Source organism: Hoeflea sp. Naph1, assembly GCF_046837775.1.
Classification (GTDB): Bacteria; Pseudomonadota; Alphaproteobacteria; order Rhizobiales; family Rhizobiaceae; genus Hoeflea.
The window spans coordinates 90,451-114,197 of record NZ_CP177287.1; the positions used below are offsets into that span (position 1 = coordinate 90,451).

Sequence of the window (23,747 nt, forward strand, 5' to 3'; positions counted from 1 at the left end):
AACGTGTATGGACAGGTCACCAAGTTTTAGCTATTCGATATGAGATGAAAAGGTATGCTCGCATTCTAACGATCCTCATGCTCGCCGTGTTCGCGGCGGGTTCGGTCGTGCATACCGCGAATGCCGCCAGCATGAATACGACGATGGCCCTTACCGCCGTCGAAAACGGCGATATGGGCAGCTGCAAAGATTGCCCTGTCGGCGGCGGTGACATGCAGCCGTGCGATTATATCTGCGTTTCTCCCCTGTCGGCCATCCTGCCATCGGGCGAGCCCGGCCTGCCTGAGGCAGTGACGACCACCGAAGATGCGGTTTATCTAAGCATGGCCGGACGCACCGGACTGCCGAACCCTTACCCTCCGAGATCCTCCACCCTGAGCTGACGCTGCCCGGAATCCGTTCCGGCTAGCTGCGGCTGACTTCATGCGCGATCAATCTGATCGTTCATGGTCCTACTCAGCATCGCGGGTTCGCGCACTGCTGGATCGAGCACCCCCTCAGGATAGTTGGAACATCATGACATTGCTTTTGCCGACGCCGACGCGTCGAGCCTTTCTCACGTCCGCTGCGGCCTTCGGGGCCAGTGCAGTGCTCTCGGTTTCGGTAAACCGGACAGCTCGCGCCGCGCCGGGCAAAACACCTTCCGCAATCGCTTTCGATGGCAATGCGCTCATCGTTGGAGGTGCCGGGTTCATCCGCCGCGACGACGGCGGAGTGTCCACACCGTTGCCCGGTCCGAAAAGCGGCAGCATTCTTTCGCTTGCGACGCACAACGACCGTGCCGGTCTGATTGTAGCGGGGCTGTCTAATGGGGGCGTTGCGCTATCCGAAGACGGCGGGCAGAGCTGGGAGGCGAGAAGCCAGGGTTTACCCGAGGCTCCAGTAGTTGCTGTCGCAGCGGCTTCTTCAAACCCCGAAACCCTGTATGTTTCCGTTCATGGTGACGGTCTATGGAAAAGCGAAGATGCTGGCCGATCTTGGGTCTTCGCGATGGACCGGCCTTGGCTGGCAGATGCCGAACGCGACTTGACTGCATTGGCCTCGGTCGATCTGGCCACGGGCATGGGCGGCATCTGGTTATACGCTGGAACCGGATTGGGTCTCACCCGCGTGCCCGACTGTTTCTGCCGTTGGCAGGACGTGCAGCCAGGCGATGCGATGGACGCATTGGTATCCGGGGCAGCGCCTGCGCCGGAGGCACCGTTGCCCACCGGAGAACCTATCCACGCTTTGGTGAGCGTAGCGTCGGTTCCGATGAGGCTCTATGCCGCCCTACCTTCCGGTGTGTGGGCTTCTGCGGACGCGGGGGTCGTCTGGGTGCAACGCTCATCTTTCCGCACTGATGCGGTCGCCGTCCATCCCAACAATGCCGATCAAGTCGTTGCCCTCACCGAGGACGGTCTCATCCAAACTCGCGACGGCGGTCTGTCCTGGACCCCGCTCGCTAACAATTAATGGAGAACAACATGAAAAAGATCTTTGTTGCCGCAACCGTTACCGCCTTGGCTGTCATTGGTAGTGTGGCGTTTACGGCGTTGGCCTCGGCTCAAGCTCCCCAAGACGAAAGTGCCAGCGTTGCTGGTGCCAAGGCGATCACAATCTGGCGCGACCCCGGCTGTGGATGTTGCGATACCTATGCCGACTATCTGGAGACCAACGGCTTTTCCGTGACGCGCGTCGATGATCGCGATTTCGACAAGCGCTCGGTTGAAATGGGCGTTCCCGAGCGAGGTATCGGGTGTCACCTGGCCGAGATTGACGGCTATGTCGTAAGCGGCCTCGTGCCTGTCGAGATTATCGAACGGCTGGTCAGCGAGCGTCCAGATGTCACCGGCATCACGTTGCCCGGAATGCCGGGGAATGCTCCCGGCATGGCACCGGCAAAGACAGGCACGCTGAAGACCTACGCCTTCGGCAAGGACGGCGTCGCCGTTTACTCCGATGAGTGATGGCATGAACGGTATGATGGATGGCTCCATGATGGGCTTTATGATGTTCGGAGGTGGTCTGTTCAGCCTTCTGATCCTGGCAGTTCTGGTCCTCGGCATTTTCGCGTTGGTGAAGTTTCTGCGGGGGCGGCAATGAAGCGGATGATGCTCCTCCTTTCCTCTGTCGCCTTTTCGGGTCTGACAGCTATCGCCGCGCAGGGGCAATCGCAAAGTACCGGTACACAAGCCGAAGACCTGACTGTGCTGGGTTATCCTGTGACAGACGAGCAGATCACCCTCGGAAGGCAAGTTTATGCGCAAAACTGCGCCTCCTGCCATGGGGCCGAGCTCCAGGGGCAGCCGAACTGGAGGCGCAGGCTGGAGAACGGCCGCATGCCGGCGCCGCCCCATGACGAGAGCGGCCACACCTGGCATCACTCAGACCAGGACCTGTTCGACATCACCAAGCTCGGTGTCGGCGGTGTTGTTGCGGGCTACGAGAGCGACATGCCCGCCTTCGAAGACATCCTGAGCGACGAGGAAATCGCAGCGGTACTCGCATTCATCAAGAGTACCTGGCCCGAGCGCCAGCGGGAATCACAGGCTCGAGTGACGGCCAAAGCCGGTGGTGGGTTATGACTATGGACAGGGAACAGTCGTTCGCCAAAACGGGACGAAGCGTTTTGGCCTTCCTGCCGCTTACTGTCGCTGCGGTGCTTGCCATCTTTCTGGCCTGGGGCTTGACCCAAGACCCTGGCAGTCTTCCGTCCGCGCTCATCGGCAAGGTGGTGCCGGAATTTGACCTGCCGCCGGTTCAGGGGCGATCGCTCGGGCTGTCGAGCGATGATCTCAAAGGAGAGGTATCGCTGGTCAATGTCTTTGCTTCCTGGTGCGTTGCCTGCCGCGAAGAGCACCCTCTGTTCATGCAGCTTGCAGCGCAAGGCACCGTGCCGCTGCACGGCCTCAACTACAAGGATCAGCCGGACGATGCGGCGCAATGGCTGGACAACCTCGGGGACCCATACACGCGCACCGGAGCCGACATCAGTGGGCACGTGGCGATCGATTGGGGCGTCTATGGCGTACCCGAAACCTTTGTGGTCGATGCGGACGGGCTCATCGCCTACAAACACATCGGACCGGTGAACGAAGAGGTGCTCGCGAAAACCATCCTGCCGCTGGTGGAATCATTGCGCCAGCGGACCGCGGACCAGAAGATGCGGGGCGCTGGTCCATGACGGGTCTATTGCACGCAAAACGCACAATTCTAATCGCACTTGCGGCAGGGGGCCTCGTGTTGGTCGCGCTCGCAGTCACCGCCGCAATGATTTACATCGACGGCGATAAGGGCTCCCACCCCGTTAGCGACAGACCAGGCACAACACTATCGCCCCAGTCCTTCGTCATGCACGAAACGCCTCGGCCGCTTCCCGTGGTCACGTTCGAGGACGGGGCAGGTCAGGCTCTCACGCTGGCCTCATTCAAAGGCACAACCGTTCTGCTCAACATCTGGGCGACTTGGTGCGTGCCCTGCCGCGAGGAAATGCCAACGCTCGACGCGCTTCAGGCAAAACTCGGCGGCCCCGGTTTCGAGGTTGTGCCTCTTTCTGTCGACCGGGCCGGGCCGGAGGTGGTCCGCAAGTTCTATGCCGAGATCGGTATCCGGAATCTCGGTCTCTATATCGATGCCTCGATGCGGGCTTCGTTCGACCTTGCGGCTGTCGGCCTACCTACGACGCTCCTGATCGACGGTGAGGGGCGGGAACTGGGACGGCTCGTCGGCCCGGCAGAATGGGACGCGCCCGAGATGATCGATTTTCTCAAAACACATCAGACCTCGAACTGAAAAGGAAGCCTTCATGGATAAGTCACGACAATACAGCACCGAGGACGGTTCGTTTGGCCGCGATGTTCTCTACGCGCTTCGCTACTACCTCGGCGGCCGTCGCGGATACCTCATACTTGCGGCGGTCCTGATTGCTGGCGGTCTCGCGTTTAATTGGAGTTAGCCGCGGCAGGCATAGCGCCGCTGCTCCTCACAGCACTGCCGTGTGTCGCCATGTGCGCGCTCGGACTCTGCATGAACAAGGTTACCGGCGGTTCCTGCAAGTCAAACCAGGCCGGAAACCCTGCTGCCGCAGACGGTGAATCTTCATTACCGGGCGGAGCCCAAAATGACCTCTTGTCGGACGAAACCGCGCAACACGCACAATCCGTCAGTGTTGCGGTTTCGCCCCGGCATTCCCTATCCCTAACCAAGCAGAAAAGGAAAACTACCAATGATTAAACCTATCAAGTCTCTCACTATGGCTGCCGTTTTGATGATCAGCATCGCCGCAGTCCCGACCCTTCAAGCCGCTGAGCACAAAACTCCAAGCAACCAGGGCTCCATGATGGAAGAGGGCAGCATGGGGAACAACAAAGATATGATGAATCAGGACGGAATGTCCGGCATGGGCGGAATGATGGGCATGATGAAAATGATGGCCCAGATGGCGCCGATGATGGAGCAGTGCACCAAGGTGATGGCCAGCATGACAGACAACATGAAGTTGTCGACAGACCAATAGGAGGCTGAGATCCCCCCGCCCGGACATTTGGTCAGGGCGGGGGGGCTGCGAGAAACAGACATGACATCAGGCAAAACAACACATGTCAGACGAATTCGCTACGGCCTGTGGTTCCTGGTGACCATTGCCGCGTTGGTGATCGGTGGTGCCTATTTCGTCCGGACGATCGGCGTCCGCGAGCCGCCGTCGGTCACCACCGGCGAAGCCGCAATTCGCTCCGAGTTTTCTTTGATCGACCACAACGGAAATCGCGTGACCGAGGCCGACTTCCTCGGGCGCTGGCAACTCGTGTTCTTCGGATTCACCCATTGCCCCGACGTCTGCCCGACCACGCTCGCCTACATGGCGAATGTGCTGGATCGGTTTGGCGGCGAGGTCGAGCGGGTTGCACCGATCTTCATCACCGTCGACCCGTCGCGCGATACGCCGGAGGTGATGGCGGAATATGTTCAGGCCTTCCACCCGAAGCTGGTTGGACTGACCGGATCCGAAGCCGCGGTTGCCGCAGCTGCCCAATCCTTCCGCGTCTACTACGAGAGAATGGAAGAGGAAACGGCTCCGGACGGTTACCTGATGGCACACTCAGGGCACATCTACCTGATGACACCCGAAGGCCGCTTTGAGGATGTCTTCCGCGAAGCTGACCAGTCCGCGGAAGATATGGCCGTCGATGTCCTTGCAAGAATGAATGGAAAATAATGATGAAAATACTGATTGCAATCGTCGTGGCGCTCTGGGCGGGCGCATCGCCGACACTCGCAGAGGAGAGCGTCCGCGTTTCCGATGCGTGGGCGCGCGCCTCCGTTCTCGCGTCCCGGCCGGTCGCCTCTTATCTCACGATCGAGAGTGCTGTGGAGGATCGGCTCCTCGGTGTGACCACGCCTGTCGCCGGCCACGTCATGATTCACGCAGTCGAAAAGGACGGCGACGTAAGCCGCATGAAGCACATCGAAACGCTTGAGGTGCCGACAGGCGAGCGGATCACGCTCGCACCCGGCGGCATGCACCTGATGCTGATGGGACTGCAAGACAAACTCAGCGAGGGCACGACTTTCCCTATGACGCTCAGCTTCGAGAACGCCGGAGAGATCACCGTTGAGGTCTCCGTGCTCGGAATAGCGGCCGAGGGGCCAAGGGAGGTTTCTGAATGAAGCGCTTCCTGATCCTGGCCGCCCTGCTGGTCGCACAGCCGGCATTCGCAAACCATCCCGGTGAGCGCATCGATGAGGTGATGACCGATCGCGAACCGGCCTTCGAGGTCGCGGATAGCCCTTCCACGCCCGAACTCAGCCTCGAAGAACCGGACGGTGACGTCCTGCGCCTCGGCGATCTCCATGATCAGATCATCGTGCTGAGCTTTGTTCCGCAGAACTGTGACAGTCCATGCGCCAAACAGCAAGCCGTTCTCGCAGGCGTGCAAGAACAGGTGAATGCTTCGCCGATGAAGCAAATGGTCACGTTTGTAACCGTTCTTGACGCAGATGCCTCGATCAAGGCTCCGTGGGACCAGGCGAACTGGCGGCTCATGATCCTATCGGACGACGAGACAACTGCCACTGTGGCGGATCGATTTGCGGCGTTCAGCGGCCGCGACCAGGAGTTGCCGATGGCGCATGTCATCGACCGCAACGGACGGCATGCCGGTATTTTCCATGGATCGGATTTCAGCAAGACAAATCTGACCCTCTACATCAACCAGCTCATCAACAACGCGCATGCGCCAAAGCCGCCTACCGAAAAGGGGTGGTGGGGATGGCTGACAGGCCTGTTCTAAACAGCGGGAGAAGGAAGTTGACGCAATTTTCGAAATTCACGGGGCGCCGTTTCGGCTTTCTCATGCTGCCCCTGCTGCTGATCATTGCGGCAGGCGCCTGGTATCTGCTCGATTCGGGGTTCAGGACCGGCCAGCAGCCTACTATCGGATCGGAGAACCTGCCGCAGGACGCGTTTGAGCGGCGGGTGCGCGACTATCTTGTAGCCAATCCGGAGGTCATCGTCGAGGCCATGCAGAACCTCGAACGGAAGCAGCGGGAGGCGGAACAGACAGAAGCTCAGGCGGCCCTTGCCACCCATCGTGATGAACTGCTCAACAGCCCGGAAAGTCCAGTCGGTGGCAATCCGCAAGGCGATGTGACGTTGGTCGAATTCTTTGATTACAATTGTTCCTACTGCCGCCAGGTTGCGCCAACGATGATGGCGGCGGAAGCAGACGATCCGAAACTACGCATCGTCTACAAGGAGTTTCCCATCCTCGGGCCAAATTCCGTGTTCGCAGCCAAGGCAGCTCTTGCGGCCCGCCAGCAGAACCTCTACCCCGAATTCCATAAAGCAATGATGCAGGTGTCAGGAGCTGCCGACGAGGGGCGAGTGATGGAGGTTGCTGGGCAAATCGGCCTGGATGTCGAGCGGCTGCGAAACGATATGGCTGATCCTGCTGTCGACGCTGAAATCGCGCGCAACCTCGCGCTCGCCCAAGTTCTGCGGATCAACGGCACGCCGGGCTTTGTTATCGGTGAGGAAATATTGCGCGGCGCCACCGACCTGCAAACCATGCAGACGCTGATCGCGCGTGCCCGGAAAAGCGGTGACCGGTGAGCTCGGAAGAAGACTTGAAAGGCCGTCGGAATGCCTGAACTCTCCAATATTGGTATCCTGAGCGCCTTTTTTGCAGGCATTGTCTCGTTCCTGTCTCCTTGCGTACTGCCGTTGGTGCCGGGGTATGTTTCCTATGTCGCCGGCCGGTCGACGATCAGATCACCCTCAAGTGAGGTTTCTATTGCGCGAAGCGCAGCGCTCGGTTTCAGCCTCTGCTTCGTGCTCGGCTTCACAACCGTCTTTGTCATCCTTGGTGCCAGCGCTACAGCGCTGGGGCAATTGCTGCTTCGCTACCGCTTCGAGATGAACATCGTCGGAGGCGGGATTGTTACGCTGTTCGGGTTGTTCATGCTCGGAACCATTCGACCCACGTGGATGATGCGCGAGGCACGGTTTCACCTGGATCTGCCCGGCGGCAAGGCCGTATCGTCCTATGTGCTGGGCCTGGCATTCGCTTTCGGCTGGACCCCCTGCATCGGTCCGATCCTCGGTGCCATTTTGACCGTTGGCGCGGCATCAGCCTCGGTCGCCGACGGCGTCGCACTATTAGCGATCTACTCGATGGGCCTCGGTGTGCCGTTCCTGCTTGCTGCTGCTTTCACCGGCGCCTTGGCAGCAAGATTGAAGACCTTCGGACGCCTCGGGCGTATTCTGCGGACATTCGCCGGAGCGGTTATGATCTTGATGGGAGTCGCCATGATGACAGGATATCTGTCCTCCTTCGCCTTCTGGCTTTTGGAGACGTTTCCGTTGCTGTCTACAATCGGCTAGGCGAACGGCCTGTTGAGGAAATTGTGATTTGACATTCCCGTCGCTGAAAGGCGCAGGCTTGACTTTTATAGGGAGGTAGCAGTGATCTCGAAAACCGAAATCCTGGAGCGGGATATCCTGCGCGTGTTCAGATATGCCTGCCGGCAAGATCGGCTGGACATCGCCGAATTCATGCTCGCAGCACTGGAGAAACTGGATGGTGAGCACGCGAGGTCTACTGTGAGAAACCGTCCACTGATCGATTCCTATCGCGTTCTGATCGAGCCCCGCGACTCCTGAAAGCCGTAAATTCTACAGACAGGCGCAATCGCCCACCACGGCACTCTTGTCAGTTGTCGTTTCGATGGCGACGGTCGTGTTTGAAATATCCGTCGCGAGCGTCGAAGCTATCGCCACTGCTTCGGCCGATGCTGGGTGACCGGCGATAGCAAGAGGCGATGTCGGTAAAGAGAGCGTAGGTTCGCGAGAGCGGCATTGTCGGCAGGATTTCGCCGCGAGATGCTGCATTTGCGCCTGCACCCGTCATTCTGCCTGGTGCTTCCGGCCTGTTGTCGGCCGGAACGAGGGGGGAAGTTACACACTACCCCGCAGGTATCGTGTCCCACATTTACTGCAAAAAAGTCCTGCTCATTGTGCCGAGGTCGGAACCTATTCCGGGATTCTCAGTTGTACTCGCCTAAGAAGAGGAGTGTTGACATGCAAGTTCAGGAAATTATGACGCGCGACCCTGCCTGTTGCGGCCCGAATAGCACCATTCAGGATGCAGCAAGGATTATGGCTGACAAATCGGTAGGGTCGGTTCCTGTGCTCAACGACGCCGGGGAACCGGTGGGTATCGTGACCGATCGCGACATTTGCTGCAGCGCAGTTGCCGAAGGCAGGACGAATGAGACTCCCGTATCCGAAGTGATGTCCACCGACCTGCTGACGACGACACCGGATGAGGACGTTTCGTCATGCTGCGACAAGATGGAAGAACGGCAAGTCCGGCGGGCCGTCGTTACAGACAATACAGGCAAGTGTTGTGGGATGATTGCCCAGGCGGACATAGCGCGTGACGCCGACGGTGAAGAGACCGCGGAACTTGTACAGGAGATCTCGAAGTCGGATCGGAAATCTGGCTGCTGCTGAATTTTTCGGTGAGAGACTCGCGGCGGCTGGCGTGTTCGCTCACGCTGGGAGCCGCGCAGCCCGCGTCACAACGTTCCAGTACGGGAAAATATGCCGGGCGAGAGCGCAGGCTCAATCCGGGACGGAAATAAAACAAGGAGATTTGATGATGATGGATGGTGGCATGATGCTCGGAATGGGATTTATATGGCTTCTTGTCATGGCGTTGCTGGTTCTAGCGGTTGTGGCGTTGGTGAAATACCTGCGCACATAGCTTGAAACCGGAGCGAGACCATGACGGATGAAAGCAGGCCTGTCGTCATTGTTACTGGGTCAAGCGGATTTCTTGGTTCAGCAGTGGTGCGGCGGTTGCACGGAACCTACCGCGTCGTCGGACTTGACCGGTATTCGCCGCCGCATCCCCCACATCAGGCCGAATGCGTCTGTTTCGACATCACCGATCAGGCAAGTGTCGATACTGCGCTTGAACGCGTGCGATTTGCGTATGGCGACAGGATAGCCGCCTGCGTTCACCTCGCGGGCTATTTCGATCTCAGCGGCGAGGATGATCCCGCATATGATGCCGTCACGGTGGAGGGTTCGAAACGGCTGCTGAAGGGGCTTCAGGCGTTCGAGCTGGAACAGTTCGTCTTCGCGTCCACCATGCTTGCACATGCGCCGACCGAGCCAGGCGAGCCGATAGACGAGAATCATCCTCTCGATCCCAAGTTTCCTTACCGCGCGTCGAAGGTGCGCACGGAGAAGGTATTGCGCGAGGAGCGGGGCGAGGAGAAACTCGTGCTGATGCGCCCTGCGGGCATCTACGATGACAAGGGGCAGTCGACATTTCTGGCCCACCAGATCGCCCGCATTCACGAACGACGGTTCAGCGGCAAAGTCTATCCCGGTGATCTGTCGCGCGGGCAAGCCTTCCTGCATCTCGATGATTTTCTCGACGCCGTGGAACGCATTGTCGACCGCCGCGCCAATCTGCCGGACGTCTTTCCGGTTTTACTGGGCGAGGCCGACCCGATTCCGTTCGGAGAGTTGCAGCGCCTGATCGGGCGCGAGCTACATGACGAGGACTGGGTCACCTGGAATGTGCCACCACAGCTGGCCAAGCTGGGCGCATGGACGGAGAACCGGATTTTTGGCGAGGACGCCTTTATCCGGGCATGGATGGTCGATATTTCCAGCGATCACTATGAGCTCGATCTTTCGGCGGCGAAAAAGCACCTGGATTGGAAGCCTGAGCACAGTCTGCGCGACGACATGCCGGGAATTCTTCAGCGACTGAAGGTCGATCCCTACGGGTGGTACGAAGCGAACGGATTGAACGCCGCCCGGGTTTCGGCGGCCAAGGTCGAGAACGCCGCGGCGGAAGAGGCTGCCAAGAAGGCGCCGTCCGAGGCCGAAGCGAACGAGGACAGGCGTAAGCACGACGTGCATATGCGCAAGATGCATTTTTCGATGCTATGGGTGCATTGGCTCGTCATGGCCCTGGGCCTCTGGCTTGCCACCGCGCCATCTGTTTTCGGCACCTTCGATCAGACCGAGTTCAGCGCTGCGGTCCAGCGGGTGACGGCGGATCGCGGGCTATGGCCTGCCGCGACCCGAAGCTGGCTGACCGCGTGGAACGATGTCTTCACCGGGCTTGCCATCATGGTCTTTGCCGGCCTTTCTCTGCGCCCCGGCAATGGCTGGGCACAATGGGCGAATGCAGCATTGGGGGTCTGGTTGCTGGCGGCGCCGCTGGTGTTTTGGACGCCGGATGCGGCCGTCTATGCCAACGACACACTGATCGGCGCACTTGTCATCGCCTTGACCATCCTGATCCCCATGATGCCTGGCATGTCGCGCGGGGGGATGATGGATGACTCCGACATTCCGCCCGGCTGGACCTATTGCCCTTCAACATATGTCCAGCGCCTGCCAATCATCGCGCTGGGTGTCGTTGGCTTTCTCCTGTCGCGTATCCTGTCTGCCTACCAGCTCGGCCACATCGATGGCGTCTGGGAGCCGTTCTTTTCGTCCCCCTCGTCGCTGAATGGCACCGAATACATCATCACCTCGGATGTCTCGAAAGCTTGGCCCATTGCAGATGGCGGCCTTGGTGCCATGAGCTACATGTTTGAGATATTGATGGGCGTGATGGGCAGCCGTCGGCGCTGGCGCACGATGCCCTGGATGGTCGCACTGTTCGGGATTGTGGTCGGGCCGCTCGGTGTCGTCAGCATCTATTTCATCATCATACAGCCGATTGCGATCGGCACCTATTGCACGATCTGCCTGATGGCGGCACTGGCGATGCTGATCATGATCCCGTTCTCGCTCGATGAGATTGTCGCGATGGTGCAGTTCATGGTTTGGAACACGCGCCGGGGCAGGCCGTTCTGGCGCGCGTTCTTCAGGGGCGATTCTCTGCCCGGTGGTTCGTCCGGCGGCGAGACGAGCTTTGACTCGCCACCGATGCAGATCCTGCGGCAAAGCGCAGTCGGCGTCACCGTACCATGGACACTCGGGTTGAGTGCTGCGATCGGTGCCTTCCTGATGCTGGCGTCACGCTCGGTTTTTGGTAATGAAGTGGCAATGGCAAACAGCGACCACCTGCTGGGTGCATTGGTCCTGACCACTGCGGTCATCGCTTGGGCCGAGGTGGCACGCCCGCTGCGATTCTTGAACGTCATTTTTGGGCTGTGGCTGGTAGTCGCACCGCTGCTGCTAAGCGGCGGTACGGTGGCCGGCAGCTTCTTTGGGATTGCAGCGGGGATTTCACTGGTGGCACTGAGCCTGCCCCAGGGACGCCGCAGCAAAGAGCATTATGGAAGCTGGGACAGATATATCCTCTAACGGGGCCGGCGAAGTTTCGCGGTTGTTGAGCCACCGGATCGCGAAACGGGGGCTCGGCGAACTTTGATCCCCACTCTATCCACGCCTCACCGCCGATGAGGCAATGCGGAAGAAATCGTTTCGGTGGGCGGAATGGCGGCGTCGCCTTAATTTGAAAAGGCCGTCAGAGTGTTGCTGCGGCCGACATTATGTGGCGTTCAGCAGCGTGATTAGAAGCCATAGCCTCAGTGCGAGGCGTTCGGCGATCGGCGGCAGTTTGATGTTTGCGGTGAAATAGAAAGAGGTTCGAAATCGGGCCGTGGCTTGCAACGAATCGTTGGCATTGCGTGGCTGACTTGAACCGCATCGTGATCCGTTCTCTCTTCCTTATCGGGAGATGGGAATTCTCGGCCCGATTGTTCAGCCCCTTATGCGAACGATGCTCAATGCCGAGCATGTTATCGCGTTTGTGGCGTCGTAGGAGCAGAGTTTGTCGGTCACTATCACACGGGGCGTGACGCCCTGGCCTTTGAGCAACTTGCGCATCAATTTCAGCGCTGCCTTTTTGTTGCGACGGCTTAGCAAAAGGGGATCGAGAACATAGCCTTCAGCATCGACGGCTCGCCAGAGCCAGTACTTTCTGTCCCTTCGTCGTTACCACCAGTTCATCGAGGTGCCATTTACCGGCAAAGCCGCGTTTTGAGCGCCGACGAAGCGAAGTGGCAAACTCGGAGCCAAATTTAGCAACCCATTCCGATATCGTCTGGAACGAAACGTCGATCCCGCGCTCGGCAAGAAAATCCTCCACGTAGTGCAGGCTCAACGGAAAACGGGAATACAGCCAGATCGCGTGAGCGATGATCTCGGCGGGAAAGCGGTGACGTTTGTAACGATGTCCGGTGCAAGCAAAAGGAGAAGTTTTCATGCCAAATGCTCTAACGCACAAAACTTATGGCGACGCTGCCCCTTTGCCATGGGTCCTCACCTTACTTGGATAAACATGCACTCCGTACAAACGGAAGGGAGTCAACACATGAGAAGACCGCTGCAGCAACGTGACTGATCCCCTTGCGTTATCACCCCGCGCAGCAGGAGAGCTTCGCCACATCCCTTGTAAACCCCTGGGCGGCGAGTTTCAGCCCTTCGACCGTGGTGAGATACGGAAAGATCGTTTCGCCCAGTTCCTTCGTCGTCATTCCGAATTTGATCGCCAGTACCATCGTCTGGATGCTGTCAGCACCTTCCGGTGCGAGGATCTGCGCGCCGAGCAAGCGGTCGGTCTTTTTATCGGCCACTAGCTTGAAGAGGCCACGCGTATCGCGGGCAGCCAGCGCGCGCGGCACCTGGTCGAGCGGCGCAACCGATGTTTTGACATCAATCCCCTGTTTGCGGGCCTGGCTTTCCGAAAGCCCGACGCCGGCCAGCTGCGGATCGGTAAACACCACCCAAGGCATGACGGCGTTGTCATAGACAATGCTGTCGCCGTTCAGCGCATTGCGCGCCGCGAGCTTGGCACCGTAAGCCGCCATATAGACAAACTGATCGCGCCCTGTCACATCGCCAGCCGCATAGACGCTGGATATTGAGGTGCGCATGCGGTCGTCGACAGCAATTCCACCACCCGGCAGCAGCCTTATGCCGGCTTCCTCCAGGCCGAGGCCTGCCGTGTTGGGCGTGCGTCCGGTGGTCATCAGCACCTGCTCGGCGGTGAGCGTTTCGGCATGGCCGCCCACATCAATGGTCAGCCTGATTTCGCCATCTTGCTGCGCGATGCCGGAATAACTCAGTCCGGTGCGGACCGTGATGCCGTCATTGACCAGATAGCCGGCGAGTGCTTGCGCTATTTCCGGTTCTGCCTCGGGCAACAGACGCGAGCGCGTGACCAGCGTCACTCTGGTGCCGAGGCGCGCGAACATCTGTGCAAGTTCACAGCCGATATAGCCGCCGCCAATGACCAGAAGCGAACGTGGCTGTTCCCCAAGCTCCAGCGCGGTGGTGCTGGTGAGGTAAGGAACACGCTCAATGCCGTCGATGGAAGGAATCGTCGGCGACGCACCCGTGGCGATGATAATCTTGCCGGCGCTGATCGGACTTCCATCCACCAGGACGCCCGAACCATTGAGTCGTGCGAGCCCCTCCATATATGCGACACCGTCATATTCGGGCAGCAGGTCGGTATATTTCTTCTGCCTGAGCGTTCCGACCAGATCGTCCTTGGCCGCAACCAGCGCGCGCCAATCACTGACGTGGGCTTCACCGGCAAGCCCCGGAAACCGGCCTGCCCTGCCTGCGCCATGCACCGCCTCGGCGGCACGGATCATGGTCTTGGAGGGCACGCAGCCGACATTGACACAGGTGCCGCCAATCGTACCGTGCCCGATCAGCGCGACATTCGCCCCTTGTTCGGCTGCTGTGATCGCGGCGGAGAAGCCCGCCGAGCCGGCCCCGATAACTGCGATGTCGAAAGCTCGGCTTTCGGCCCCGCCGGTAGTGCAGCAGTCACCGGTGTCCACTTGCTGGTCCATTGTCGTTTTCCTCTTGTGTTGATGGGGACTGTCACCATGGCGATGCCCGAAAATCCTGCGTCACACCATCGAGCCGATGTCCGAGGCGTAGCTCGGATATGCGAAGATCATTGCCTTGATCTGGTTGGCGGTCAGGCCTGCTCCTATCGCCATGGCAAACAGGTTGATCTGCTCCTCGGCACCCGGCCCCATCAGATGCGCGCCGAGGATCCGGCCGGTCTCCTGTTCGACAAGAACCTTGTAGCCCGTCCATTTCGCCCCGACCCGCATTGAGGAATACCAGCTCTGTGTCTTTTCGAAGTGGGTGTCGAACTTCAGCCCCTTCTCCCGCGCAGCCGTCTCCGATATTCCGACGGTAGCGACCATGGGCAGGGTGAAGACAACGCTCGGGATTGGTGGATAGGACACGCTGCGCTCGTCGTGACCGGCCAGCAGGTTCTTGGCGGCGATCCGGCCTTCGTAGGCTGAAACCGGAGTCAGGTTGGGGCCACTGTCGGCGCAGTCTCCGGCGGCGAATATGTTTGGACTGGTTGTGCGCATCGTGGCGTCGACCTTGATGCCACGTGGTCCATGCTCCACACCGGCGGCGGCGAGGTTCAGTCGGTCGATATTGGGCACGCGTCCGGTGGCGTGGACGACGGTGTTGCAGGTAACCACCTTGATGCCGCCCGGCGTCTCGAAGGAGACGGCGAGTTCGCCGCCCTGTTTCTCGATTTTCAGCACTTTCGCTTCGGTCCGCAGAGCGACTCCGAGTTCGGCGGTGGCTTCGACCAGTATTGCTACAAGATCGGGATCGAAATTGCCGAGCGGCCGCTCCGCCATCTCCAGGACCGTGACCTCGCTCGCACCGGCGCGTTTGGCGATATGAGCGAATTCCATAGCGATGAATCCACCGCCAACAAAAACGACCCTGTCCGGTCGCTTCGGCAGATCGAGGAAGTCGGTGCTGGTGATTAGCAGCTCTTCGCCGGGGATGTTCAGCGTCATCGGCCGCGCGCCGGTGGCGATGTGGAAATGCCTTGCGCGCAGGCTTTCCCCGTTCATCTCGATCGTGTCGGGGGCGGTGAACCGCGGGTCGCCATGCAGCGTCGCAACGCCCGCCTTTTCAAGCCCGGTCTCGATGCGCATCGGCATGGCGTCCGTGAAGCTGCGCTTGAAGGCCATCATGTCCTGCCAATCGACAGAGGTCTGAGCCTCAAGACCCTTGCCCTTCAGGTTCTGCGCCCAGTCCATGCCCTCGGTCACGGCCACCAGCATTTTCTTCGGGTCGCAACCGCGCAAGGCGCAAGTCCCGCCGTAGGGCAGGCTGTCGATGATGGCGACCTTCCAGCCTGCTGCCGCGGTCATCCGGGCAACCCCGCTGCCGCCGGTTCCGGCCCCGATCACTATCAGGTCGTAGTCAAATGCGTCGCTCATGTGTGTCTCCTCCTCATCGGATTGGGCCAGCTCATCATGGTCGGCGCGGCAGTTCCGGGCTCGACAATCATGATCTCGTCAAGCGCCGCTTCCGGCGCCAGACGGCGTAGACGGCGAGGCCGATGAAAAAGCACCGGCGCGGGCAACCGGACATGGTCAAGGTAGCCGGTGATTGCGGATAGGCCAACCACGCCCGCCAACACCAAAAGCGCCGGCGTGAAACAGCACAGCGCCGCAAATGCCGCGCCGTCGATCACGACGCCGAGTAGGGGCCGGTCGTTCACCGCGTCAGCCCTATTTCGCGTGCGCGGGATACCCGGCGTTCTCCGAGGCTGTGGCGATGGAACCGATGGTTGCCTTGGACGGATCGAACACGACGGTTGCGGTCCTGGCATCGAAATCGACCGTGACCAACCGAACGCCTTCAACGCTTTCCATTGCCTTTCTCACCGTGACGGGACACAGCGCGCAGGTCATGCCCGGTACATCGAAGGTGGTCGTCTGTTCGCTCGAAGCTGCCTGAGCTGCCGCGACAGGGACCGGCGACGCGACAGTGGCGATGAGAGCCAGACTGGATACGCCCAGCACAAGCAATCCGGTTGCAATGATGAATGTTGGTTTCATAACGGTCTTCTCCTTAGTAGAAAATCGGTGCCCACCAATTGATGGTCAGCGCCATCACGACCAGCATGGTCGAGAGCCACAGGGCGGTCTGGGTAATGAGAGTGGATTGCGGGCGAGCGCAGTAAGACCCGTCTTCGCACGCAGGCCTGGCTTTGAAATATATTTGCCTGAAACCGAGCCCGATGAAGACGAGCGCCACGCCCGCGAAAATCGGCTTGAAGGGCTCGAGCGCGGTCAGGTTGCCGATCCACGCGCCGGATATGCCAAGGGTCAGCAGCACAAGCGGTGCGATGCAGCAGGTGGAGGCAAGGATGGCGCCGATGACGCCGCCGGTTGCAAACCAGCCTTTGCGCCGATCACTGGTTTCCAACGCCGCATCCAGCGTAGTTGTTTCGATTTCCATGTCACTCATGCGGTTCGCCCTCGAATTTCATTCAAAGGCACGCTACAGTCTGTAGCAACTACAGACTCAAGGGGTTTTTGATTAATGACCGATCACGTTTCCGGGAGGACATTGCAGCGCGCCGAAGTGGCAAGGCGCACAGGCTGCAATCTCGAAACCATTCGCTATTACGAGAATACCGGCATGATGCCCGACCCGCCGCGCACAGCTTCAGGTTACAGGGTCTACGACGACGGCCACGTCTCACGGCTGCGGTTCATCCTGCGCGCCCGCGAACTCGGCTTCTCTATCGGGCAGATCCGCGGCCTGCTCGATCTGGTCGATGGCGGAACCCAGACCTGCGCCGAGGTGAAGGAGCGGACCGAGCGGCATCTCGCCGATGTGCGCGCCAAGATCGCCGACCTCCAGCGTATTGAAAAAGTGCTGGCGGCAACTGCGGCGCAATGCTCCGGCAGGGACGTGCCGCAATGCCCGGTCCTGGAGGCGCTGGCGTCCGACGTTCAGCCAGACATTCGCCCGGCGACACCCGGATCGGCAAAGGCAGAATGCGCCTGAGGACATCGACCCCGAAATGCACGGTAGGGGCGGCCCCAATCTTCGTGTTCGCTAGTCAGTTTTTCCCAGCGCGGCAGGCATGATTTCATTGACGTCCACTCAATCTTGCCTACCGGCTGAAATTAAGACGCATCGGGTGATTTGATCCGGCATCTTGCTCACGTCATTTTCATTTTACAATTCCAAGATTCCCGTGTAGCCGGCAGAAAGAGGATGTCGAATGCTGCACTTTAAAGCACTTGCGAAACTGATTGTTGCGATCTCACTTTTGATGGTGGCGTCCGCATCGGTGAGCGTTTGAACTTCGCAGCAACACGCTACATCGCAGCCATCTTCAGCTGGCGGGCTTGATTGAGCTCGACCCTAGTGAATGAGTTTGCTATTGTTTTGGCCTCAACACTGTGGCAAACCTCTTTGAGATGAAGGTACCGAATTGCCATAGATCCCGTCTCGGACGTATGCTTCTGGTCTTGATGTTTGCTTTTACATCCATCGTACCGGAGTCCCTGCATGCGTTCGCTATGGCTGAGGCGCAGTCAGTCAACGGCGGAGGACATCATGCGATGATGGGCCATCTGTCTGGTGATCAGCCACCGGCTACCCATCACCAATCCCGGGAAAAATCAGCAGATTTCGCGCAAGAACCGATCCCCACCGGCCAAGACACGGTTATAGACCGGTGCTGTCCTGCAAGCTGTTTCGTTGCGCTCTGCCATTTCGACGCCGTGGCGGTGGATCGATTCATTCCCGAGAGTTTCGAGATCGGCGCGACTCCTGAATTTGTGGTCGTGGTCATGGCGTTGCCCGAGCGGCCGCCGCGAGCCTGAAGTGTGATCTGAGCCCTTTTGTGGCGTCGGGGCCGAGTGTCATCGGTTAAATCCACTTCTTATCGCAGTAGGACAATCATGTTTCGTTTTCTCTTGGCGGCCACCATGCCGCTGACCCTTGCTGGCTGTGCGTCGGCGAGTGGCCCTGCCGACGTCATGTCGGTGAGTTCGCCCGCAGATACCGGTGCAGGTATTCGTAATATCCATCATCACACGGTTCTGGATGGTTACACCCATCGAACTCCCGTGGAACCGAAGTCTTGGCGTCAACAAAACGACAGCCAGGGCCCTGGCGCGGGGGTAGGCTCATGAGCATCTCCCGCACTACTATATCTTTCATTGTCGTGTCATCCGCAGGGTTGTTTCTAGCTGGTTGTGTCAGCGACCAGGAGCTCGCCGGGTACTCGGCGAAAGAGGCCGGTTTTGGCGTCGTCGCAGCATCCGTTTCCATCGGCACCAGAGGCAAAGAGGCGGTTTGGCTTCAAAACAAGGATCAGGCAAAAGCGGTTTCCGAACGCGTCCACGGCCTGGTGCACAAGAAAACTATCAATGCCGACACCGCTGTTCAGGTAGCACTTCTGAACAACAAGGGCCTGCAGGCAGCCTATACCGATATCGGCATGAACGCTGCAGAAGCCTGGCAGCAAAGCTTACCTGAAAACCCAAGGGTTTCGATCGGCCTGTTGGGAATTGGAGCGCCAGAACTTGGGGCCTATCGCGCCATCGAAGGAATGATCGCGGCCAACATCCTGTCGCTTGCGACCCGGAAGGCTCGCGTTGATATCGCCGACACGCGGTTCAGGCAATCCCAGATGCGGGCGGTTGACGCAACCTTGAAGGTAGCCAATGACACACGCCGGGCCTGGGTCAATGCAGTTTCGGCATTTGAAACAGTTGCCTATCTCAATCAGGCCAAGGTCGCTGCCGACGCAGCTTCTGAACTTGCTCAGAAACTCGGCGAAAGCGGAGCGCTTGCAAAGGGCGGTCAGGCGCGTGAACACGCATTTTATGCGGAGCTCACGGGGCAAATGGCCGAAGCCCGGCTGGCGTCACGGCTGGCCAAGGAAGAGTTGACCCGGATCATGGGACTATGGGGCAGCGAGGTTGATTACTATGTCCCCGACAAGCTTCCACGGCTGCCGCGCGGGGTTATCAAGAAAAACCGGATTGAGCAGGAGGCGCTTGAAAACCGCGTCGACCTTCGTGTTGCCAAGCTGGAACTCGAAGCTGTTGCCAAGAGCTATGGTCTTACTGAAGCCACGCGCTTTGTCACGGATCTCGAAATTATCTCGGGGGTTGAAGCCGAGCGTGAGATCGAGACCGAATACGAGATAGTCGGCGGCAATCTGGAAGAGAGCAAAACCCGCAAAACAGTGGTTACGCCGCAGCTCGAACTGGAGTTCGTGATCCCGATCTTTGACAGCGGCAAAGCGCGGCTGCGAAAGGCTGAGCTTGCCTACATGCAGGCGGCCAATCAGCTTGCCGAAAAAGCAGTCAACATCCGCTCCGAGGCGCGGTCTGCGCATACCGCCTACAGTTCAACCCACGAGATCGCGCGGCACTACCTCAATGCCGTGGTGCCCTTGCGCACCACGATCGAGTCGGAAGGCTTATTGACCTACAACGGCATGATTTCAAACACCTTCGAGCTCCTCGCCGACACTCGCGCAAAGATCGGAACCTTGATGTTGGCGATCAACGCCAAGCGCGAGTTCTGGCTGGCCGATGTCAACCTGTCTGCCGCGATTTACGGTGGTGGAGCAGGCGCGGGCGGTAGTGCAGCGGCACCGTCCGTCGGCGACGCCGGTCACTGATTTTTCCGGAAAGGAACAAGACCATGATGAACAGACGTCAATTACTAGGCGCAAGCGCTGCCGGAGCGGCCCTTGTCTCCTCGACCGCCTGGTCGAAAACGACGAACATGGGACTGCCCGATGCGGCTCTCATGGAGAGCCCGCTGACCCAGGCCCCGCTGATGCCGTCCACCGGACCGGACTACAATCCGGTTGTCACACTCAACGGCTGGACCTTGCCATTCCGGATGAACAATGGAGTGAAAGAGTTCCACCTTGTCGCCGAACCGGTGGAGCGTGAACTGGCAGACGGCATGACCGCCTATCTGTGGGGTTACAACGGCCAATCCACCGGCCCGACCATCGAGGCCGTGGAAGGCGACCGGGTCCGGATCTACGTTACCAACAAGCTGCCAGAGCACACCACGGTACACTGGCACGGGTTGATCCTGCCATCCGGCATGGATGGCGTCGCTGGTTTGTCTCACCCGGCGATTCCATCCGGCAAGACCTACATTTACGAGTTTGATCTCGTGAAGTCGGGCACCTTCATGTACCACCCGCACGGCGACGAGATGGTGCAGATGGCGATGGGGATGATGGGATTCTTCATCGTTCATCCGAAGGATCCGGCGTTCATGCCGGTTGATCGCGATTTCCTGATCATGCTCAACGCCTTCGACATCGATCCCGGCTCCTATGTGCCGAAGATCATGACCATGGCGGACTTCAACCTGTGGACATGGAACAGCCGGATCTTCCCCGATATCGATCCGTTGGTGGTCTCGAGGAATGATCGTGTGCGCGTCCGTGTCGGCAACCTGACCATGACCAACCATCCGATCCACATGCATGGTTATGATTTCGAGGTGACCGGCACCGACGGCGGCTGGGTGCGGCCCGAAGCCCGCTGGCCGGAAGTGTCGATCGACATTCCGGTCGGCGCGATGCGGGCATACGAGTTCGACGCCAAGTATCTCGGCGACTGGGCCATCCATTGCCACAAATCCCATCACACGATGAATGCGATGGGGCACGACGTGCCGACCTTCATCGGCGTCGACAAATCGAAGGTCACCAGGAAGATCCGGATTGTGCAGCCCGAATACATGCCGATGGGAACCGCCGGCATGGCCGACATGGCGGAAATGTCGATGGAGTTGCCCGACAACACCATTCCAATGATGGCCGGCTGGGGCCCCTACGGCCCGCTTGAAATGGGCGGCATGTTCTCCGTCGTCAAGGTCCGAGAGGGCATCTCGGCTGGCGATTACAGCGATCCCGGCTGGTACGAAAACCCGCCCGGAACCCAGGCTTATGAGTGGACCGGCGAATTGCCGGAATTCGCCAAGGCAGCAGACGCAACAACAACAATCACGCCAACGCCGGTGAAATCCGGCAGCAACGGCTAACCTCTTCGACCCGAACTGTTCACGAAAGGAACAATACATATGAAAATTCTGTCAATCGCATCCACAGCTCTCCTGGCAATGACGGCGCTGGCAACCGCCGCAGGAACCCATTCAGGCGGGCATGACGACGGTATGATGGCTGTCGGCAAACCCGGGAAAGCAGCGCAGGTTGGCCGCACCATCGAAGTGATCATGAAGGAAACTGATGACGGAGAGATGCTGTTCGAACCTAAGGAAATCAAGGTTGAGAAGGGCGAGACAATCCGCTTCACCGTGATCAACAAGGGCGAATTGGAGCACGAGTTCGTGCTCGACAATCATGAAAATGTGATGACGCACAAAGCTGCGATGTCGAAGATGCCCGAGATGGAACATGACGATCCCAATTCCGTACGTCTCGACTCTGGCATGGACGGCGAAGTGATCTGGACTTTCTCGAATGCAGGTCCGTTTGAGTTCGCATGCCTGATCCCCGGTCATTACGAATCCGGCATGAAGGGCGACATCACCGTCGCCGGCCACTGATCCAACGAACCGTTTCCGACACAGAAAAAAGGTAAGACAAATGCGAAAACTTACAACACTCATGATTGCTGCCATGATTGCCGTTACCGGCAGCGCTGCAGCTCTTGCCACCGAGTACACCAAAGGCAAGGTCAAGAAAGTCGACATGAAGGCCGGCAAGGTCACCATCATTCATGAGGAACTGACCAATCTCGATATGCCTGCCATGACCATGGTGTTTCGCGCCGCTGACCCGGCCATGCTGGAGAAGATGAATCCTGGTGACGACATCGAGTTCATCGCCGACCGGGTGAAAGGCAAACTGACTGTCACAGAGCTGAAGTAACCGCCGAAAGGCAAGTGGCGGGAAATCGAAGCTTCCCGCCACTTGCACCTGTTGTTTATCGCCAAGACCGCACCCGGATTGCCGGGCTGAAAGGCCTCCGATGAAACTTTCCCGTCGCCGCTTGCTTGCCGGTTTCTCTTCTGGTCTCGTCGCCTCCCAATTGCCGAGCTTGTCGCTGGCAAAATCACAGGATGGGTTCTTTGATCTCATTGCCGCGCCTTCGAAGCAGCGGCTTTACCTGCCCGATGCGCCCATGTCGGATCTTTGGACCTACAACGGATCTGCACCGGGGCCGGAAATCAGGGCGAAAAAGGGTGAGCGCGTCCAGGTGCGCTTCACCAACAAGCTGGAAGAGCCGACATCGGTTCATTGGCATGGCGTTCGTATCGACAACGCGATGGATGGCGTTTCCGGGCTGACCCAGAAACCGGTCGAGCCGGGCGGCTCATTCGTCTATGACTTTGTCGCGCCCGATGCAGGGACCTTCTGGTACCACGCCCACAACAAGAGCTGGAACCAGGTTGCGCGCGGCCTTTACGGGCCTCTCATCGTTGATGAGAATGAGCCCGTTTTCGAGCGCTCCAACGATCTTACCCTTGTTCTTGATGACTGGCGGCTGGCAGGCGAAGGCGTGCTTGATGTCGCAAGCCTTGGATCGATGATGGAATGGGCCCACGGCGGACGGCTCGGCAACTGGCTGACGGTCAATGGTCAAAGCCGTCCGGTGACCGGTCTTGTCCGGGGCCAGACCTATCGCCTCCGGCTCATCAATGCGGCCAATGCGCGTGTCTTTGAAATAGATCCAAACCGTTTCGGCGCAACGCTCCTGGGCTTTGATGGCCAATCATTCGCCGAACCGGCCAGGCTTGACTACGCGCCACTCATGCTGGGGCCTGCCCAGCGCGTGGATCTGATGGTCGTGGCCGAAAGCGATTTCATCATTGAGGAGGTTTCGGGGGACACGCCGTACCCTATTGCGGGTTTTTCGGTCAGCGATGCGGAGACCACGGAAGCGCCGGGATCCGCGATCAAGCTGCACCCCAATGTTTTGCCCGAACCGGACCTTGCCAAGGCCCGGCGTCCCCGCCTGGAAATGACAGGCGGTGCAATGGGGGGCATGATTGACATCATCTACAAGGGTAGGAAGCTTCAGGGCGATGATTTCCGCACCGCAAGACAGGCCTGGGCTTTCAACGGCGTGGCCAATCTGGCCGAGGAACCGTTCTTCGCGGCTCGGCAGGGCGAAACCATTGTCATTGAAACCGTAAACCGGACCGCCTGGGTTCATGCCATGCATGTCCACGGTCATCATTTCCAGATCCTCAACAGATCCGGCTCTGTTGTCGATGAGGCAAAGCCATGGCGGGATACCTTTCTAATCGGGCAGGATCAGACAACCGAGATTGCTTTCGTGGCTGACAATCCTGGCAAATGGCTGTTCCATTGCCACATGCTTGAGCATGCGGCAGCCGGCATGAACACCTGGTTTGAGGTGGTCTGATGGGGGAGCAATCTGATGACCTCAGAACCAGAGCGGGT

The 23,747-nt window shown here is 59.1% G+C and carries 29 protein-coding genes and 1 pseudogene; 24 read left to right on the plus strand and 6 right to left on the minus strand.

Annotated features, from left to right (window positions below):
- The first annotated feature begins 77 nt into the window (after positions 1-77).
- The 17 genes from ACK6D9_RS22765 (at position 78) to ACK6D9_RS22845 (ending at position 11,824) form a co-directional block, all read left to right on the plus strand.
- Positions 78-383, plus strand: coding sequence for a hypothetical protein (locus ACK6D9_RS22765; protein WP_152007142.1), 306 nt, complete (start codon positions 78-80; stop codon positions 381-383).
- A 133-nt stretch (positions 384-516) separates the two neighbouring features.
- Complete coding sequence (locus tag ACK6D9_RS22770; RefSeq protein WP_412051893.1) at positions 517-1,455, plus strand: hypothetical protein; 939 nt, start codon at positions 517-519, stop codon at positions 1,453-1,455.
- On the plus strand, positions 1,455-1,949 hold the full coding sequence (locus ACK6D9_RS22775) for a DUF411 domain-containing protein (RefSeq protein ID WP_412051894.1): 495 nt from the start codon (positions 1,455-1,457) through the stop codon (positions 1,947-1,949). The genes ACK6D9_RS22770 and ACK6D9_RS22775 overlap by 1 nt, the downstream gene beginning before the upstream one ends.
- Positions 1,950-1,953: 4 nt before the next feature.
- Positions 1,954-2,085, plus strand: a complete 132-nt coding sequence (locus ACK6D9_RS22780; RefSeq protein ID WP_256389227.1) for a hypothetical protein — start codon at positions 1,954-1,956, stop codon at positions 2,083-2,085.
- Positions 2,082-2,567 (plus strand): c-type cytochrome, encoded by a 486-nt coding sequence (locus tag ACK6D9_RS22785; RefSeq protein ID WP_152007144.1) that lies wholly within the window; start codon positions 2,082-2,084, stop codon positions 2,565-2,567. Before ACK6D9_RS22780 ends, ACK6D9_RS22785 begins: the two co-directional genes overlap by 4 nt.
- Positions 2,564-3,166 (plus strand): DsbE family thiol:disulfide interchange protein, encoded by a 603-nt coding sequence (locus ACK6D9_RS22790; protein WP_152007145.1) that lies wholly within the window; start codon positions 2,564-2,566, stop codon positions 3,164-3,166. The genes ACK6D9_RS22785 and ACK6D9_RS22790 overlap by 4 nt, the downstream gene beginning before the upstream one ends.
- Before the next feature lie 86 nt (positions 3,167-3,252).
- The gene (locus ACK6D9_RS22795; protein WP_193217141.1) at positions 3,253-3,774 is read left to right on the plus strand and encodes a TlpA disulfide reductase family protein; all 522 of its coding nucleotides are present in this window, start codon (positions 3,253-3,255) and stop codon (positions 3,772-3,774) included.
- Between the two features lie 13 nt (positions 3,775-3,787).
- Positions 3,788-3,937, plus strand: coding sequence for a hypothetical protein (locus tag ACK6D9_RS22800; protein ID WP_412051895.1), 150 nt, complete (start codon positions 3,788-3,790; stop codon positions 3,935-3,937).
- A gap of 270 nt (positions 3,938-4,207) precedes the next feature.
- Complete coding sequence (locus ACK6D9_RS22805; protein WP_152007148.1) at positions 4,208-4,498, plus strand: hypothetical protein; 291 nt, start codon at positions 4,208-4,210, stop codon at positions 4,496-4,498.
- Positions 4,499-4,558: 60 nt separating this feature from the next.
- Positions 4,559-5,197, plus strand: a complete 639-nt coding sequence (locus tag ACK6D9_RS22810) for an SCO family protein (protein ID WP_152007149.1) — start codon at positions 4,559-4,561, stop codon at positions 5,195-5,197.
- A 2-nt stretch (positions 5,198-5,199) separates the two neighbouring features.
- Positions 5,200-5,649 carry a copper chaperone PCu(A)C gene (locus ACK6D9_RS22815; protein ID WP_291009258.1) on the plus strand — a complete coding sequence of 150 codons (450 nt, stop codon included), beginning with the start codon at positions 5,200-5,202 and terminating at the stop codon, positions 5,647-5,649.
- Positions 5,646-6,272: a redoxin domain-containing protein gene (locus ACK6D9_RS22820; protein WP_290777167.1), complete on the plus strand. Its 627-nt coding sequence runs from the start codon at positions 5,646-5,648 to the stop codon at positions 6,270-6,272. Before ACK6D9_RS22815 ends, ACK6D9_RS22820 begins: the two co-directional genes overlap by 4 nt.
- Before the next feature lie 17 nt (positions 6,273-6,289).
- Positions 6,290-7,093, plus strand: coding sequence for a DsbA family protein (locus tag ACK6D9_RS22825; protein ID WP_412051896.1), 804 nt, complete (start codon positions 6,290-6,292; stop codon positions 7,091-7,093).
- Positions 7,094-7,123: 30 nt separating this feature from the next.
- The gene (locus tag ACK6D9_RS22830) at positions 7,124-7,864 is read left to right on the plus strand and encodes a cytochrome c biogenesis CcdA family protein (protein ID WP_412051897.1); all 741 of its coding nucleotides are present in this window, start codon (positions 7,124-7,126) and stop codon (positions 7,862-7,864) included.
- A gap of 81 nt (positions 7,865-7,945) precedes the next feature.
- A complete protein-coding gene (locus tag ACK6D9_RS22835; RefSeq protein WP_412051898.1) occupies positions 7,946-8,143 on the plus strand; it encodes a hypothetical protein in 198 nt (65 codons plus the stop codon).
- 417 nt (positions 8,144-8,560) lie between these two features.
- Positions 8,561-8,995 carry a CBS domain-containing protein gene (locus ACK6D9_RS22840; RefSeq protein ID WP_412051899.1) on the plus strand — a complete coding sequence of 145 codons (435 nt, stop codon included), beginning with the start codon at positions 8,561-8,563 and terminating at the stop codon, positions 8,993-8,995.
- 273 nt (positions 8,996-9,268) lie between these two features.
- Positions 9,269-11,824: an NAD-dependent epimerase/dehydratase family protein gene (locus tag ACK6D9_RS22845; protein ID WP_412051900.1), complete on the plus strand. Its 2,556-nt coding sequence runs from the start codon at positions 9,269-9,271 to the stop codon at positions 11,822-11,824.
- Between the two features lie 163 nt (positions 11,825-11,987).
- Here ACK6D9_RS22845 and ACK6D9_RS22850 read toward each other — a convergent pair.
- The 6 genes and pseudogenes from ACK6D9_RS22850 to ACK6D9_RS22875 all read right to left on the minus strand — a co-directional run bounded on the left by ACK6D9_RS22850 (position 11,988) and on the right by ACK6D9_RS22875 (position 16,780).
- Positions 11,988-12,728: pseudogene (locus ACK6D9_RS22850) on the minus strand (IS6 family transposase).
- 151 nt (positions 12,729-12,879) lie between these two features.
- Positions 12,880-14,328 carry a mercury(II) reductase gene (gene merA, locus ACK6D9_RS22855; protein WP_412051901.1) on the minus strand — a complete coding sequence of 483 codons (1,449 nt, stop codon included), beginning with the start codon at positions 14,326-14,328 and terminating at the stop codon, positions 12,880-12,882.
- Between the two features lie 60 nt (positions 14,329-14,388).
- The gene (locus tag ACK6D9_RS22860) at positions 14,389-15,744 is read right to left on the minus strand and encodes a dihydrolipoyl dehydrogenase family protein (protein WP_412051902.1); all 1,356 of its coding nucleotides are present in this window, start codon (positions 15,742-15,744) and stop codon (positions 14,389-14,391) included.
- Positions 15,741-16,028 carry a mercury resistance system transport protein MerF gene (gene merF, locus ACK6D9_RS22865; RefSeq protein WP_412051903.1) on the minus strand — a complete coding sequence of 96 codons (288 nt, stop codon included), beginning with the start codon at positions 16,026-16,028 and terminating at the stop codon, positions 15,741-15,743. The genes ACK6D9_RS22860 and merF overlap by 4 nt, the downstream gene beginning before the upstream one ends.
- 10 nt (positions 16,029-16,038) lie before the next feature.
- The gene (locus ACK6D9_RS22870; protein WP_412051904.1) at positions 16,039-16,368 is read right to left on the minus strand and encodes a heavy-metal-associated domain-containing protein; all 330 of its coding nucleotides are present in this window, start codon (positions 16,366-16,368) and stop codon (positions 16,039-16,041) included.
- Positions 16,369-16,381: 13 nt separating this feature from the next.
- Complete coding sequence (locus ACK6D9_RS22875; protein WP_412051905.1) at positions 16,382-16,780, minus strand: mercuric transporter MerT family protein; 399 nt, start codon at positions 16,778-16,780, stop codon at positions 16,382-16,384.
- A 75-nt stretch (positions 16,781-16,855) separates the two neighbouring features.
- Between ACK6D9_RS22875 and ACK6D9_RS22880 the strand changes: the two genes are divergently transcribed.
- The 7 genes from ACK6D9_RS22880 to ACK6D9_RS22910 all read left to right on the plus strand — a co-directional run bounded on the left by ACK6D9_RS22880 (position 16,856) and on the right by ACK6D9_RS22910 (position 23,709).
- The gene (locus ACK6D9_RS22880; RefSeq protein WP_412051906.1) at positions 16,856-17,326 is read left to right on the plus strand and encodes a MerR family transcriptional regulator; all 471 of its coding nucleotides are present in this window, start codon (positions 16,856-16,858) and stop codon (positions 17,324-17,326) included.
- A gap of 458 nt (positions 17,327-17,784) precedes the next feature.
- Entirely contained in the window at positions 17,785-18,153 is a 369-nt protein-coding gene (locus tag ACK6D9_RS22885; RefSeq protein WP_412051907.1) for a hypothetical protein, read from the plus strand.
- Positions 18,154-18,461: 308 nt separating this feature from the next.
- Positions 18,462-19,967: a TolC family protein gene (locus tag ACK6D9_RS22890; RefSeq protein WP_412051908.1), complete on the plus strand. Its 1,506-nt coding sequence runs from the start codon at positions 18,462-18,464 to the stop codon at positions 19,965-19,967.
- A 23-nt stretch (positions 19,968-19,990) separates the two neighbouring features.
- Positions 19,991-21,358, plus strand: a complete 1,368-nt coding sequence (locus tag ACK6D9_RS22895) for a multicopper oxidase family protein (RefSeq protein WP_412051909.1) — start codon at positions 19,991-19,993, stop codon at positions 21,356-21,358.
- Between the two features lie 39 nt (positions 21,359-21,397).
- Complete coding sequence (locus ACK6D9_RS22900) at positions 21,398-21,883, plus strand: plastocyanin/azurin family copper-binding protein (RefSeq protein WP_035530634.1); 486 nt, start codon at positions 21,398-21,400, stop codon at positions 21,881-21,883.
- Positions 21,884-21,923: 40 nt separating this feature from the next.
- Positions 21,924-22,208 (plus strand): copper-binding protein, encoded by a 285-nt coding sequence (locus ACK6D9_RS22905; protein WP_152007391.1) that lies wholly within the window; start codon positions 21,924-21,926, stop codon positions 22,206-22,208.
- Between the two features lie 100 nt (positions 22,209-22,308).
- Positions 22,309-23,709, plus strand: a complete 1,401-nt coding sequence (locus tag ACK6D9_RS22910; RefSeq protein WP_412051910.1) for a multicopper oxidase family protein — start codon at positions 22,309-22,311, stop codon at positions 23,707-23,709.
- Positions 23,710-23,747 lie beyond the last annotated feature (38 nt).

What these genes read in the sequence shown, in the direction of transcription:
- merA (WP_412051901.1), bottom strand. Translation starts at nt 14,328, where the DNA reads ATGGACCAGCAAGTGGACACCGGTGACTGCTGCACTACCGGCGGGGCC.
- ACK6D9_RS22775 (WP_412051894.1), top strand. Translation starts at nt 1,455, where the DNA reads ATGGAGAACAACATGAAAAAGATCTTTGTTGCCGCAACCGTTACCGCC.
- ACK6D9_RS22780 (WP_256389227.1), top strand. Translation starts at nt 1,954, where the DNA reads ATGAACGGTATGATGGATGGCTCCATGATGGGCTTTATGATGTTCGGA.
- ACK6D9_RS22880 (WP_412051906.1), top strand. Translation starts at nt 16,856, where the DNA reads ATGACCGATCACGTTTCCGGGAGGACATTGCAGCGCGCCGAAGTGGCA.
- ACK6D9_RS22815 (WP_291009258.1), top strand. Translation starts at nt 5,200, where the DNA reads ATGAAAATACTGATTGCAATCGTCGTGGCGCTCTGGGCGGGCGCATCG.
- ACK6D9_RS22790 (WP_152007145.1), top strand. Translation starts at nt 2,564, where the DNA reads ATGACTATGGACAGGGAACAGTCGTTCGCCAAAACGGGACGAAGCGTT.
- ACK6D9_RS22895 (WP_412051909.1), top strand. Translation starts at nt 19,991, where the DNA reads ATGATGAACAGACGTCAATTACTAGGCGCAAGCGCTGCCGGAGCGGCC.
- ACK6D9_RS22870 (WP_412051904.1), bottom strand. Translation starts at nt 16,368, where the DNA reads ATGAAACCAACATTCATCATTGCAACCGGATTGCTTGTGCTGGGCGTA.
- ACK6D9_RS22830 (WP_412051897.1), top strand. Translation starts at nt 7,124, where the DNA reads ATGCCTGAACTCTCCAATATTGGTATCCTGAGCGCCTTTTTTGCAGGC.
- ACK6D9_RS22885 (WP_412051907.1), top strand. Translation starts at nt 17,785, where the DNA reads ATGCTTCTGGTCTTGATGTTTGCTTTTACATCCATCGTACCGGAGTCC.
- ACK6D9_RS22840 (WP_412051899.1), top strand. Translation starts at nt 8,561, where the DNA reads ATGCAAGTTCAGGAAATTATGACGCGCGACCCTGCCTGTTGCGGCCCG.
- ACK6D9_RS22875 (WP_412051905.1), bottom strand. Translation starts at nt 16,780, where the DNA reads ATGAGTGACATGGAAATCGAAACAACTACGCTGGATGCGGCGTTGGAA.
- ACK6D9_RS22800 (WP_412051895.1), top strand. Translation starts at nt 3,788, where the DNA reads ATGGATAAGTCACGACAATACAGCACCGAGGACGGTTCGTTTGGCCGC.
- ACK6D9_RS22900 (WP_035530634.1), top strand. Translation starts at nt 21,398, where the DNA reads ATGAAAATTCTGTCAATCGCATCCACAGCTCTCCTGGCAATGACGGCG.
- ACK6D9_RS22785 (WP_152007144.1), top strand. Translation starts at nt 2,082, where the DNA reads ATGAAGCGGATGATGCTCCTCCTTTCCTCTGTCGCCTTTTCGGGTCTG.
- ACK6D9_RS22890 (WP_412051908.1), top strand. Translation starts at nt 18,462, where the DNA reads ATGAGCATCTCCCGCACTACTATATCTTTCATTGTCGTGTCATCCGCA.
- ACK6D9_RS22805 (WP_152007148.1), top strand. Translation starts at nt 4,208, where the DNA reads ATGATTAAACCTATCAAGTCTCTCACTATGGCTGCCGTTTTGATGATC.
- ACK6D9_RS22860 (WP_412051902.1), bottom strand. Translation starts at nt 15,744, where the DNA reads ATGAGCGACGCATTTGACTACGACCTGATAGTGATCGGGGCCGGAACC.
- ACK6D9_RS22770 (WP_412051893.1), top strand. Translation starts at nt 517, where the DNA reads ATGACATTGCTTTTGCCGACGCCGACGCGTCGAGCCTTTCTCACGTCC.
- ACK6D9_RS22820 (WP_290777167.1), top strand. Translation starts at nt 5,646, where the DNA reads ATGAAGCGCTTCCTGATCCTGGCCGCCCTGCTGGTCGCACAGCCGGCA.
- ACK6D9_RS22765 (WP_152007142.1), top strand. Translation starts at nt 78, where the DNA reads ATGCTCGCCGTGTTCGCGGCGGGTTCGGTCGTGCATACCGCGAATGCC.
- ACK6D9_RS22845 (WP_412051900.1), top strand. Translation starts at nt 9,269, where the DNA reads ATGACGGATGAAAGCAGGCCTGTCGTCATTGTTACTGGGTCAAGCGGA.
- ACK6D9_RS22810 (WP_152007149.1), top strand. Translation starts at nt 4,559, where the DNA reads ATGACATCAGGCAAAACAACACATGTCAGACGAATTCGCTACGGCCTG.
- ACK6D9_RS22795 (WP_193217141.1), top strand. Translation starts at nt 3,253, where the DNA reads ATGATTTACATCGACGGCGATAAGGGCTCCCACCCCGTTAGCGACAGA.
- ACK6D9_RS22905 (WP_152007391.1), top strand. Translation starts at nt 21,924, where the DNA reads ATGCGAAAACTTACAACACTCATGATTGCTGCCATGATTGCCGTTACC.
- ACK6D9_RS22910 (WP_412051910.1), top strand. Translation starts at nt 22,309, where the DNA reads ATGAAACTTTCCCGTCGCCGCTTGCTTGCCGGTTTCTCTTCTGGTCTC.